General features: G+C 39.6%; 12 protein-coding genes. 1 reads left to right on the top strand and 11 read right to left on the bottom strand.

Translation table 11 applies throughout. The features are described from left to right. Positions 1-6: 6 nt before the first annotated feature. The 10 genes from fliL to P20495_RS08695 form a co-directional block, all read right to left on the bottom strand. The gene (gene fliL / locus P20495_RS08650) at positions 7-537 is read right to left on the bottom strand and encodes a flagellar basal body-associated protein FliL (RefSeq protein WP_008136722.1); all 531 of its coding nucleotides are present in this window, start codon (positions 535-537) and stop codon (positions 7-9) included. A gap of 57 nt (positions 538-594) precedes the next feature. After that, the gene (locus P20495_RS08655) at positions 595-2,556 is read right to left on the bottom strand and encodes a flagellar hook-length control protein FliK (protein WP_008136721.1); all 1,962 of its coding nucleotides are present in this window, start codon (positions 2,554-2,556) and stop codon (positions 595-597) included. A 93-nt stretch (positions 2,557-2,649) separates the two neighbouring features. Then, positions 2,650-3,096: a flagellar export protein FliJ gene (gene fliJ, locus P20495_RS08660; RefSeq protein WP_008136720.1), complete on the bottom strand. Its 447-nt coding sequence runs from the start codon at positions 3,094-3,096 to the stop codon at positions 2,650-2,652. After that, a complete protein-coding gene (fliI, locus tag P20495_RS08665) occupies positions 3,096-4,430 on the bottom strand; it encodes a flagellar protein export ATPase FliI (protein WP_007377958.1) in 1,335 nt (444 codons plus the stop codon). Before fliI ends, fliJ begins: the two co-directional genes overlap by 1 nt. 18 nt (positions 4,431-4,448) lie before the next feature. After that, positions 4,449-5,255: a flagellar assembly protein FliH gene (gene fliH / locus P20495_RS08670; protein WP_008136719.1), complete on the bottom strand. Its 807-nt coding sequence runs from the start codon at positions 5,253-5,255 to the stop codon at positions 4,449-4,451. A 3-nt stretch (positions 5,256-5,258) separates the two neighbouring features. Further along, positions 5,259-6,299, bottom strand: a complete 1,041-nt coding sequence (fliG, locus tag P20495_RS08675) for a flagellar motor switch protein FliG (RefSeq protein WP_007377960.1) — start codon at positions 6,297-6,299, stop codon at positions 5,259-5,261. Next, a complete protein-coding gene (gene fliF, locus P20495_RS08680) occupies positions 6,292-8,007 on the bottom strand; it encodes a flagellar basal-body MS-ring/collar protein FliF (RefSeq protein ID WP_008136718.1) in 1,716 nt (571 codons plus the stop codon). The genes fliG and fliF overlap by 8 nt, the downstream gene beginning before the upstream one ends. Before the next feature lie 20 nt (positions 8,008-8,027). After that, entirely contained in the window at positions 8,028-8,360 is a 333-nt protein-coding gene (fliE, locus tag P20495_RS08685) for a flagellar hook-basal body complex protein FliE (protein WP_008136717.1), read from the bottom strand. A 146-nt stretch (positions 8,361-8,506) separates the two neighbouring features. Continuing rightward, entirely contained in the window at positions 8,507-9,946 is a 1,440-nt protein-coding gene (locus P20495_RS08690) for a sigma-54 dependent transcriptional regulator (RefSeq protein WP_008136716.1), read from the bottom strand. Continuing rightward, positions 9,943-11,055, bottom strand: a complete 1,113-nt coding sequence (locus P20495_RS08695) for a PAS domain-containing sensor histidine kinase (protein ID WP_008136714.1) — start codon at positions 11,053-11,055, stop codon at positions 9,943-9,945. The genes P20495_RS08690 and P20495_RS08695 overlap by 4 nt, the downstream gene beginning before the upstream one ends. Positions 11,056-11,185: 130 nt before the next feature. Here P20495_RS08695 and P20495_RS08700 point away from each other — a divergent pair, with 130 nt between their 5' ends. Further along, positions 11,186-11,782, top strand: coding sequence for a DNA-3-methyladenine glycosylase I (locus P20495_RS08700; RefSeq protein ID WP_008136712.1), 597 nt, complete (start codon positions 11,186-11,188; stop codon positions 11,780-11,782). A gap of 246 nt (positions 11,783-12,028) precedes the next feature. Here P20495_RS08700 and P20495_RS08705 read toward each other — a convergent pair. Further along, positions 12,029-12,410 (bottom strand): helix-turn-helix domain-containing protein (locus P20495_RS08705; protein WP_033015900.1); only part of this gene is annotated, 382 nt, incomplete at its 5' end.

Genomic DNA, 12,410 nt, shown 5'->3' with positions numbered 1-12,410 from the left:
AACCCCTTATTGCATCACAAAGCCGGTAAACAAAACCCGCTCAATTACTTTACTACCTTCAACGCCAGCTAAAGCTGTTTGTACTTTTTCAAGCGCAGAAAAACGCAATGTTTCTTTTCCTGCACTCGTACTTAATTCATCAGCTGTAGTTGTAGAAAATACACTTAATAACGTGCCTTCTATAAGTGGGATATGTTTTTTTGCAGTTTCTTCATTGACTTCACCACGTACCAATAACTGCACTTTAATTTGTACAATCCTATCACGACTTGAACCTGGTACATTAAATACAAAAGGTCTGGGCATAGCAACATACAGTGCACTGCCAATCGAAGCAGATGAGCCAGAAGCAACAGGAGCCTCAGCCACTATGGCTGTTTCTTCATCTAACGTTTCTGCTGGGACCTCATCAGAACCTGACATTAAAAAATAACCTGCGGCGGCACCAACAACAAGTACAACGGCAGCAATAATAATTATCAGCTTCTTTTTACTTTTACCTGTTTCTTCAATTTCTAAATTAGTGTCTTCAGCCATTGTATTTCCTTTATTTGCAAAGGTACTTACTTGTTTTAGTTATTATAATAGCAGTACTTAGGCATAGTAATCTATTGCTGATGAAGTTTGTTGTCGAGAACTTTGTAGTTGAGCATCTACTGAATCGGCATTTTCTTCGTTAATGGTATTTTTATTAACCAAACCCTTTTTTGAATCATCGTCATTTTGTTCTGTGGTTTCGTTTTTAGAATCGCCATATGAAATACTGCTATCGCCTAATTCGATACCTTGTTGTGCAAGCATTTCACGCAAACGAGGCAATGATTGTTCTAGCGCCTCTTTTGCTTGCTGATTTTGTACTACAAAATTAATTTGGGCTTGCTCAGCATCACTTCTAATACGTATTTGCATACTGCCCATTTCAGGTGGATCTAAGCGTATTTCAGCTTCTTTATTGTTAATACTTAGCATTGAACTGACGCGCTCTTGCAAGAGCTTAGCGGCATCACTTTTAATAATATTAACCGCCTGCATAACACCCGGATCAATACTCATTTGCTTACCTTGCGCAGTGCTTTGTAATTGTTGAGATTGCAACACTTGCGTATCTAGTATTGCTTGTTCATAGCCTAAAGTATCGTAATTACTTAATCCGCCCCTTTGCAAGGTATCAAGTGCGCCTGTGATTTGTGTAAATAGCTGCATAGAACGCGGGGTTAGCTGTTCTGCATTATTGATTTTAGAACCATCTTTTTGAATCATGTCTAGCTGTTTTATCAAATCATCGTCCGCCTCAGCTAATTGGTCTGGCGGAATACTATTTTCATTTATTGTCGATTTCACACTCTGCTTCTGCGGATTGTAAACAGTATTTGGAGTTTCACCTGCAACAAAAGTAGTTATTTTATTCTTTGGTTGTTCTAAATTGATTGATGTTTCAAGCACACTTACCGCTTCTTTGAGATAAGTTAACTGAGCACTTTGTGGCTGTTCGGTTTTAATATAAGTTGTTAACTGAGACAATAACGCTTGTTTTTCAGTCGTCGTTAACGCGCTAATTTCTGCATTAAAAGATTGTTTAGGTACTAAAGCTTGTGGTTTATTATTTTCAGTCACAAACGCATTAAGCATTTGTTTTAAAGCCGCAATATTATCATTGTTAATTGATTTATTTACGGTTTGAGATTGAGTAATTAATTGTTCACGCTGCTCAGGAGTCAAACTTGACAATATTTTATCTAACTTTATTGCACTATCATCTTTACTTAACAACGTTTCAACTGCAGCACTGTTACTGCTTTGAGAATCCACATTACTTACACGTTGAGTATTCGTGATCTCACCTTTTGGCGTTTGCTTGTTGTCTACCAAGGCAGGTTTAATTTGTGATTCATCAGCAGCAACACGTTTGGCGATGCCTGGTTTATCTATAATAGGCCCCTCTTTATCGTGTTCATTTTTATCAACGACTGGATTTAATTGCTCATCAAGCTTCTCTGCGGCAAAACCTTTATTTATATTACTTTTATTTAATGCTGCAGCATCGCTAGTATCTTTGTCAGTAGCTTGCGATTCAGTACTTTTTTGTTCAGCGGCCTTTTGCCCGATGTTTTGTGATGCACTTGAAATTATATTATCAGCGGATTTACTTTTAGTTTTATCTAAACCAGTATCAACAGTATCAACAGTATCAACAGTATCAACAGTATCAATAGTATCAGAACTCTGTTCAGAGTGTTTTTTAACTGATATATCAATAGCTTGTGCAGAGTTAATTTGAGCCAGCATACTATCTCCAGATAAATTAGTATTATCTTGGTTTTCTTGCTCATTTTCTACAATATCGGTTTTGGCCTGTTTAGGCTCAGCGGCACGAATCGAATCTTTCGCATCACCTGAAGAGCTACGTTTACTTGCCGCTTCAATTGAATTATGCGCACTGTGTAACTGATTTAGAAACTCGGTGTCATTGCTTTCTTTATCTTTAGCTAAACGATTGTCTTTAGAGGCTAAATAAGAATCTTGCTCAGACGCAACCAAACTAGAAATATCATTCATCACCATAAACCACCTAACATTATTGCGGCAACACGCCACCGCATATTGCCAAAAATTAAAGACTGCCTAAATAAAGCAATTTACGTGCCTAATTTATAAAACTTTACGACGCTGAAAAAATTGGTTGGATGAAAACTCATCTAACATTTTTTGCTCACTTTTCGCAATAAGCACATCTGCTTTTAATTTTTGGTTTTCAATTAACTTAGCAACAGCTTTAGCTTTAATTTGTTGCTTTAACCAAATTGCTTTTCGTTGACTGACTACTTGCTTAGCCGTATTAACTGTGCTCGCCTGTTGGCGAATTGCTTCTTCTATTTTTGCTATAAAAGCATGATATTGACTAAATCCTGCACTTGATAAACCTGACTGGCCTTTTACATGTAACTGTTGCATGTATTCCATTCGAAAATCATTCAGACCTTGTAATTTTTGTTGATTGCCCTGCAAATTCTGATTTGCTTGTAGGTAACTCATGCGTAAGTTTTCTTCTTTGTCATTTTCAAGTTTGAGCAACAAATGCAGCTTATTCTTAGCCATTATGCTTGTCCTAATAGTTGTGCTAAGCCTTGTAAGCCATCATCGTAACTAATCACATCACGCATACCTTGCTGTAAAAAAGTATTAACTCTGGGCATCATATTAATAGCTTGATCAAGCATTTGGTCAGTGCCTTTTTGATAAGCGCCTAAAGTGATCATATCTTTATTTTGCTGATACATAGAATATACCTGCTTAAGCACACGAGCTTGTTGCATATGCTTTTGTGAGACAACTTGAGGCATCACTCGTGAAATCGACTTTTCAATATCAATTGCCGGATAATGACCACTGTCAGCTAAATCACGGGAAAGTACAATATGACCATCTAAAATAGCCCGTGCAGCATCAGCAATGGGATCCTGCATATCATCACCTTCACTTAATACTGTGAAAAAAGCAGTAATTGATCCCTGCCCTTCCCCGCCGTTACCGGCGCGTTCCACCAGCGCCGGTAATTTAGCAAACACTGATGGCGGATAACCTTTTGTAGCTGGAGGCTCGCCAACAGCAAGTGCAATTTCACGTTGTGCCATTGCATATCGAGTAACTGAATCTAGTAGCAACAATACATTTAAACCTTGATCACGAAAATACTCAGCAATTGTTACAGCACTTTCACAGCCTTTTAAACGCATAAGAGGAGATGAATCAGCCGGTGCAGCAACAACAACTGAACGTTTTCTCCCTTCTACACCAAGAATCTCTTCAATAAATTCTTTTACTTCTCGGCCACGTTCACCTACGAGTCCAACAACAATAACATCGGCCTCACTGCCGCGTGTCATCATACCTAAAAGCACCGACTTACCGACACCAGAACCTGCAAACAAGCCCATCCGCTGGCCTTGACCTACAGTAATGACCGAATTTATAGCACGCACTCCCACATCCATAGGCTGGCTTATCGGACGTCGAGAAAGTGGGTTTATAGTATTTTGTGCAAATTTTAAATAATGTTCCGCATTTATTTTACCAAGACCATCAAGTGGGCGACCTAATCCATCAACAACGCGGCCTAACAAACTCATTCCAACGGGTAAACCTAAGTTATTGACCTGAGGGATCACTCGAGCACCAGGTAATACTCCTGAAATATGATCATTAGGCATTAGGTAAAGAGTTTGCTCATTAAAACCTACTATTTCGGCATCAACAAAACCATTCATAGTTTCTATTTTGCATTGGCTTCCAACAGGCGCACGTAAACCTTTTGCTTCAAGAGTGAGGCCTACGACACGTGTTAAAATACCCGCTACCGCGAGGGCTGGTGTATTAATATGCTGTTTATATTGAGATAAGCGTTCGCTTAAAGATGCACATTGTTCAGACATGACATGCCAATAAAGTAGTTAGATACCACTATTATGCAAAAAACTATCCAATGTTTCTTTGACGCGAGTTTTCAAGGTCATATCGAGTGAGGATTGGGCTGTTTTAACCTCGCAACCGCCACGTTCAAGTGTAGGTTCAGCGATTAGTTGCCAATTATTATCTGCGATGGTTTGTTCTCCATAGCTGTTTTTTATGAGTTCTAAATCTTCTGGGTGTAAATGTATACGTACTTTTTCTTGCTCAGCATTAAGCGAATCTATACTTAGTTTAAGCGTATGTAAAATAACATCAGGAGAGGTTTTTACTTCTTGGTAAATAATTGCTTCAGCAAGCATTACTGTCAATTGGACTAATTGTTTTTCAACTTGTTCATCCACTTTATTCAAAGGAGTAGTTAAATTATCTAATATGCTACGCAAACCCGTGAGTTGTTCTTCAATTAATGGTTTTACGTCCTCATGACCTTGAGTTTTACCTAGTTCAAGCCCCTCTTTATAACCGGCCTCTTTTCCCTCTGTAACGCCTTTATCAAAACCATCAATATAACCTTGCTCATGCCCTTGTTTAAGACCTTCTTCATAAGCATCTTGTCGAATTCGCTCAAGTTCAGCCATAGTAAGAGAAGGTAATTCAGGTTCCTGAGGTTCCTCTACCGGTACCTCTTCGGCCATTTCTTTTTTGTATAAATCCGAAAGTGGTGTGCCAAAAGCAGTTGAACGATCTCCAAAACTTCTTTCGTCCGGAGCCATATTGGGCACTGACCAGTTTCTTAATAATTCATCTGCTTCTTCTGCATTGAGTGGACGACCTTTTAACTTACTCATGCTTTACAGGAACTCCTCACCACCACCGCCACCTAGCTGAATCTCGCCAGAATCAGATAAACGACGTGCAGTTGATAAAATTTCTTTTTGCGCAGCTTCAACTTCACTAATTCTTACAGGTGCCATTGCTTCTAAATCATCAGCAAGCATTTCTGCTGCACGTTTAGACATGTTACCTAATATTTTCTCTTTAAGAGCATCGTCTGTGCCTTTAATCGCTTTCATGAGTACATCTTGTTGTACTTCACGCAAAATTGCTTGAATGCCACGGTCTTCAACATCCATTAAGTTTTCAAATACGAACATTAAGTCTTGAATTTGCTGTGACATCTCTTCATCGTGCTCACGAATAGAGTCCATTAACTGCCCTTCTACATTTGTATCAAGGTAGTTCATAATATCAGCTGCAGCTTTTAAACCGCCCATTTTAGCTGCTTGCGCACCCGCTTGACCTGCAAATTGTTTTTCCATAATCTCATTGAGCTCTTGCAATGCCGCAGGTTGCACTTCTTCAAGATTAGCAATACGCATAGTTAAATCTAAACGTACTTTTTCAGGAAACTGTGCCAATATTTCAGCAGACTGCTCTGGCTCTAAATAAGATAAAACAATAGTTTGAATTTGCGGATGCTCATTACGAATAATATTCGCTACCTGCTTAGAGTCCATCCACTTAAGAGAATCAAGTCCCTTAGCGCCTGATCCCATAACAATTTGGTCAATAAGGCTGGCTGCTTTATCTTCACCCAATGCAGCTGTAAGTGCTTTTTTGATAAAATCTTCAGATTGGAAGCCTATCGTACTAAAACTCTGAATTTGTTCAATAAACAAATTATGCACGGCACTTATTTTAGCTTGAGACAAGTCATCTAAGCCCGCCATTGCCATACCCACTTTTTGTACCTGTTTAGGTTCTAAATGCTTGAGTATTTGCGCCGCATCTTCTTCTGATAAACTCAAAAGTAATATAGCCGCTTTATCTACACCATCGAGCTTATCAACATCAAATGCTGTTGGCAGTTGTTTTTGTTCTTGATCAGTCATCTTCTGTTAACCACGCTTTCACTACTTGTGATGATAGTTCTGGTTCGTTAGCTACAAGGGCACGAATTGCTTTTAATAAGTCCTCGTCACCATGTAGGTCTGGTAACTGTAGTGTACCATCGCTAGAGAAGCCAATTGAAGCAGAATCAAAGTCTTTATTTAGCATATCAAGTGTACTGTCACCAATATCAACCCCTGAACTCAATGCATCTTCATCATACTCTTCCAAGGTATTATCTGGGTAAATTAGACGTTTAAGCATTGGTTTAACAACGGCCATAATAAGAACAATAATTACTAAGGCACCTAGACCCAGACGCACATACTTCACAAACCAATCTTGCTCCCACATTGGGACTTCAAGGTCTAAACCTGTCGTTTCACGCACAAATGGCACTGTTACCACTTCAAGTGCATCGCCACGCTGCATATCAAACCCTACACCGCCTTGTAATAAACGACGAATATTTGACAATGCCTCCACTGATCGTGGTGTCATGGTCGTTTCGCCGTTTTCACCCACTTTTGGAATATAATCAACAGCAACCGATACACTTATTCTGCGTATTACCCCCGTTTGCTGGCGTTTATGCGAAATAGTAGTATCAAGCTCATAGTTTCGCGTAGATTCTTTGTGATTACGAGTTGGCGAAGTGCCTGTTCCTGCACCACCTTGTCCTGCTACTTCTGGAATATTCGAGTTTAGTGGAGGCTGATTCGTAAGCGCACCTGGAATACCAACGGCTAAACCGCCTATGTTATTTTCTTCAAATGTGGTTTCACTTCTCACTGCAGGTAAATCTGGATTGTAGCGTTTTTGTGTTTCTTCTATCGCACTAAAGTCCATACTTAAATCAACTTGGGCTGTGTAATTTGCAAGCCCTACGACAGGTATTAGAATGCTGTCTATTTTTTCTAAATATTCTTGTTCTCGTTTACGTTCTAAATCGTACTCTTTACGAGAACGTGCTGCTAATGAGCTTTGCGAACCTGAATTTAATAAGCGACCATTTTGATCTGTAACAGTCACCCTAGCTGGCTCTAAGCCTTGTACTGCTGAAGCAATCATATCAACAACAGAGTCTATCTCTTCACCATTAAGAGAGCGTCCACGTTTAAGTGTTAACACAACGGTGGCAGATGGCTTTTTCTCTCTGCGCGCAAATACGTTCTCTTTTGGTATCGCAAGCAATACTTTCGCACGAGTAATATTATTAAGCTCTTCTATTGTACGTGCTAATTGCTGCTCTCTACCATGTTTGAGGCGCTCACGTTCAAGACGCTGACTAACCCCAAATCCCATATCTTGCATGATAATATCTGATCCCGAAGTAGGTCCTTGGTCTAACCCTTCGCGAGTCATTAATAATTTTATATTTTGATATTCACTTTCATCAACCGATACGACATTACCATCAAGTTGGTATTCTATCTTTTGTGCATCTAAAAAATCGAGGGTTTGAATTAACTCTTCTGTTTGCATTTTACCCAATGGGCGCATATCTGGCTGACGTGCCCAAATAATGATAAAAATGGCAATAGCCAAACAAATAGCCAGAGCTATAACCAGTGTCACTTGGCGTAATACATCTGTACCATTTAAAGCACTTAAATAGCCTGATTTCTGTTCTTGTTGATCATCACTATCACTTTGGTCGATATCACCACTAGCAAGTGCAAGGTCTGTAGATTGGTTAGATTGCGCCACGATAATTCTCCACTACCTAGTTAAACAGGCATGTTCATGATTTCTTTGTAAGCTTCTACAAGTTTATTACGAACCTGTACTGTAGCTTCAAATGCAACCGAAGATTTCTGAGAAGCAATCATCGCCTCAGCAAGCGATACACTTCGGTCACCCATTTCAACTGCTTTTACTTTTTGGCCTGTATCTTGTTGTAACTCATGCACTGTATTTAGTGCATTACTTAGCATATCGCCAAATTGTGCAGTAGAAGTAGACTGTACTTGAGTTGGCAATTTATTAATTTGATTACTACGGCCAGCTTCAAGGGCCATTGATTGCATTTCTTGAAAGACAGCGCTATTTTGAATTTTCATAATTTTTCTCTGACAATGCAGTTAAGCTTATAAATATAACAAAGCACAAAGCATGCCAACTAAAAGTCATTTAAAAACAAATGGTTAAGAATTACTTATGAGTCAGAGTTTTGACAACCCCAAATTAAATTTGGGGTTTAGAGGGATTATGCAGGAAGTGAAATACCTAAATCGCGCATTTGCGCTAGCTTATAACGTAATGTTCGAGGGCTAATACCTAATGTTTCTGCTACATCTTTGCGCTTACCTTGACAGCGGGCTAATGTTTCTAAAATAATACTATGCTCTTTGTCTTTAAGTTCATCTTTATAGCTCCCCGTGTCAACCGCAAGTAAATCTTGCTTTGGCTCACCAACCATAGGCATTTTTTCATCGTAATATGCCGTGCTTAAGCTATTTATAGCTTCGCTTGACGTTACTGTTTCCAACACTTCAGTTGGTGTAATTACAAAATCGCTTGCTACTAAGTTTTCGATAAAAATAGCATGTTCATTTATTGTATTACCACTTCGTAGTATCAGTGCTCGCTGAATTACGTTATCCAGTTCACGAACATTACCAGGCCATGCATGAGCAAGTAGTTTTTGCTCTGCTGCTTTATCTAAGTAGGCCATAGGCTCTTTACTTTTATTTATATGGCGTTCTATTAAATGCTTTGCGAGTATAATTATATCACCAGGGCGCTGGCAAAGAGGTCGCCACATTAATGGAAAAACATTAAGTCGGTAATATAAGTCCTCTCTAAATTGGTTCTTAGCGACCGCTTCTTTTAAGTCACGATTACTCGTTGCTAACACACGAACATCTAGTTGGATTGTCTTACGAGCACCTAAACGCTCTACTTCCCGCTCTTGTAGCACTCGTAGTAGCTTTGCCTGTAATCCTAAATCCATTTCAGTGATTTCATCTAGTAAAATTGTTCCGCCTTGCGCTTGTTCAAATTTACCAGGGCATGCTTGAATAGCACCTGTAAACGCCCCTTTTTCGTAACCAAATAAAGTGGCCTCAAGCATATTTTCAGGGATCGCAGCACAATTTATAGCAACAAAGGGTTCATTGCATCGACTCGATTTATCGTGAATATAACGCGCGAGCACTTCTTTACCTGAACCACTAGGCCCGAGCACCATTACACTCGCATCAGAGCGTGCAACTTTACTTGCAAGTTCGAGTAATTGAATGCTACTTGGGTCGGCAACAATAGGGCCATCTGTCTCTTTCGCTTTTTCAGGCAAATAGCGACTCACCATATTAAGTAGCACTTCAGGTGCAAATGGTTTAGCCATATAATCAATAGCACCTAAACGCATAGCTTCAACAGCATCATCAATCGTGGCATAGGCCGTCATCATCAATACAGGTAAGTCGGGATAATTTAATTTAATACTTCGCAGTAAGTCCAAACCGCTCATGGTTCCCATTTGCACATCACTTACGACTAATGAAAATTGCTCTTTTTTAAGCAATAACATCGCTTGCTCTGCGCTATTAGCTGAAACGCATTCAATACCTGACATCTCCAGCGTATCAATTAAAGCTTCACGGAGCCCCGCATCATCTTCTACGACTAAAATAATATTACTCATAATGATTCCTCTAATTTAGATGTCGCGCGTATTGGCAACAGTAAACTAAAACAAGCTCCACCATGAGCATTGTTACTAACGTCAACACGTCCTTGGTGCGCATTAATCACCGAACTTACAACAGCAAGCCCTAGACCAGTGCCTTGGCTTTTTGTAGTAAAAAAGGGTTCAAACATTTTATCAGCCTGACTTAAATCAATACCGGGACCATTATCGCTTACACTAATACGCACAAAGTCGTGATCTTGTAAATCAGTGGCGGCACTCAAATGCACTTTAGCCCCAGAACCAATCACTTGAATGCTATTGTGAATAAGGTTTTGAACAGCACTGGCTAGCGCTGTCTTATTCCCCACTATTACAATATCTGGTTCAGGAAGGCTTACATCCAGCTCGCTTTCATTAAGTGCGACCATGGCATCAGCACCGGTTTTCACTTCTGTTAATAATTGCTGCATAGAGACTTGTTCAACGACTTGCTGCTCACCGCTTTTAGCAAATAACAGCATGTCATTAACCTGCGTTTCTAAATCTTTTAATCGTGACATCAATTTAGTTTGGAAATTATCGCGAGATGCTTCTGGCAAGCGCTTTGAGCCTAAGTTAGCAGCATAAAGCATTGCTGCAGATAGAGGCGTGCGTACTTGATGCGCAAGAGACGCCACCATTTTACCCAGCGCACTTAATCGCTGCATATGTGCAACACGTTTTTGTAAACGTCGCGTCTCAGTTAAGTCCGTCATTAAAATAAGTTGTCCCGGCTCTGGAGCCAAAGCGGTAATGTCGAGCTTAATTAAACGCCCGTCTTTTAATGATACTTCGTGTCCATCATCTTGATGTGGTTTGAAAGACCGCTGAATAACATAAAACCACTTTTCACCTTCAAGTGGTTCACCAAGCATATCAATCGCAATTTGGTTCGCTTTAGCAACCATGCCTTTACCATCAAGTACAACAACACCAGTGGGCATTGTATCAACCAAGTGCGAAAGCCAACTTGCCTGCTTACGAAGATCACTTAGCTCACCAATGTACTCCTCTTGAAGTAAACATGGGTTATACTTATTTGCAGAAATAAACTGTGGTTTTAGCACGCTTGCAAGGGCCATAATCAAATCTCAAACTAATGTAGATACAGAGTTAAATGCACAATTTGTACCAAAGTTTATTTATATATTTATCATTAAGTTACATAAGAAAAACCAGCGACATAAAAATGACGCACGCTAAGGAATAATAATGAGTGAGCAAATAGAATGCCGTTGTCCATGGCTAGACACGACTAAACCTGACTACGTTACTTACCATGATGAAGAATGGGGGGTGCCACTTTATGATGACCAAAAACTATTCGAATTTATAACTCTTGAATCAGCACAGGCGGGTTTGAGTTGGTACACCATATTAAAAAAACGCCAAGGTTATAAAAAGGCATTTGCTAATTTTGATGTAAAAAAAGTAGCTGAATTTACATCAGATGACATTGAGCGTCTAATGTTAAATAAAGAGATTGTTCGTAACCGTTTAAAAATTGCAGCAACTGTTAATAACGCAAAATGTTTTATCGGTATTCAAAAAGAGTTTGGTAGCTTTAGCAATTATCAATGGCAATTTGTGAGTAATAAGCCGCTTGTTAGTCACTTGAATAATATTGAGGACTACCCTGCTATAACTGAACAATCAACTGCATTCGCTAAAGACTTAAAAAAGCGAGGGTTTAAGTTTTTAGGCCCAACAACAGTCTATGCACACATGCAAGCCTGCGGTATGGTTAACGATCACAGCAATGACTGTTTTAGAAAAGAAGAAATTATTGAGGCTTTTAGTGGTGAGTAGGCAGGCAAATAGGTAGGTAACTAAAAGCTTCGCTTTTCACGCGAGCAAGCTCTGCGTCTACGCCAAGGTTTTGATTTGAGGTTGCTTTGTAGACGCGCTGCTTACAGGCGTTCAAAAACGTAGTTTTTTGGATGGGTGTTTAAATAATTAAAAGCTTCGCTTTTCACGCGAGCAAGCTCGACGTCTACCGCCAAGGTTTTGATTTGAGGTTGTTTTGTAGACGCGCTGCTTGCAGGCGTTCAAAAACTAATCTCTTGAAAGGTTATACTTTTTCATTTTTTCAACTAGCGTGGTTCTGCGTACACCTAATATTTCTGCCGCGCGAGCCACAACGTAATCAAAGCGCTCTAACGCTTGCGTTATTAAGCTAATTTCAAGCTCGGCTAAGTAATCTTTAAGTTCAATACCATCATCGGGCAACAACCCACTTCCAACTTGGTTAAACTCTGCTTCAGGTTCGTTTTCGTAATCACTGAATCCTGTGCTAAATATATCGTTAAACGCGTCTTTTTCCATTAACTCTTCTGGGTACTCAGGCTCATATGCTTCTACCTCAATATAGCGGTATTTATTAGGTAAATCGGGAATATCGACTACCTTTTCAGGAAACATAATAACCATTCGTTCC

The organism is Pseudoalteromonas sp. BSi20495 (assembly GCF_000241185.1).
Taxonomy (GTDB): domain Bacteria; phylum Pseudomonadota; class Gammaproteobacteria; order Enterobacterales; family Alteromonadaceae; genus Pseudoalteromonas; species Pseudoalteromonas fuliginea.
This window is presented reverse-complemented; position numbering and strand designations above follow the sequence as displayed.

What these genes read in the sequence shown, in the direction of transcription:
- P20495_RS08690 (WP_008136716.1), bottom strand. Translation starts at nt 9,946, where the DNA reads ATGAGTAATATTATTTTAGTCGTAGAAGATGATGCGGGGCTCCGTGAA.
- P20495_RS08700 (WP_008136712.1), top strand. Translation starts at nt 11,186, where the DNA reads ATGAGTGAGCAAATAGAATGCCGTTGTCCATGGCTAGACACGACTAAA.
- fliH (WP_008136719.1), bottom strand. Translation starts at nt 5,255, where the DNA reads ATGAGTAAGTTAAAAGGTCGTCCACTCAATGCAGAAGAAGCAGATGAA.
- fliI (WP_007377958.1), bottom strand. Translation starts at nt 4,430, where the DNA reads ATGTCTGAACAATGTGCATCTTTAAGCGAACGCTTATCTCAATATAAA.
- fliG (WP_007377960.1), bottom strand. Translation starts at nt 6,299, where the DNA reads ATGACTGATCAAGAACAAAAACAACTGCCAACAGCATTTGATGTTGAT.
- fliJ (WP_008136720.1), bottom strand. Translation starts at nt 3,096, where the DNA reads ATGGCTAAGAATAAGCTGCATTTGTTGCTCAAACTTGAAAATGACAAA.
- P20495_RS08695 (WP_008136714.1), bottom strand. Translation starts at nt 11,055, where the DNA reads ATGGCCCTTGCAAGCGTGCTAAAACCACAGTTTATTTCTGCAAATAAG.
- fliL (WP_008136722.1), bottom strand. Translation starts at nt 537, where the DNA reads ATGGCTGAAGACACTAATTTAGAAATTGAAGAAACAGGTAAAAGTAAA.
- P20495_RS08655 (WP_008136721.1), bottom strand. Translation starts at nt 2,556, where the DNA reads ATGAATGATATTTCTAGTTTGGTTGCGTCTGAGCAAGATTCTTATTTA.
- fliE (WP_008136717.1), bottom strand. Translation starts at nt 8,360, where the DNA reads ATGAAAATTCAAAATAGCGCTGTCTTTCAAGAAATGCAATCAATGGCC.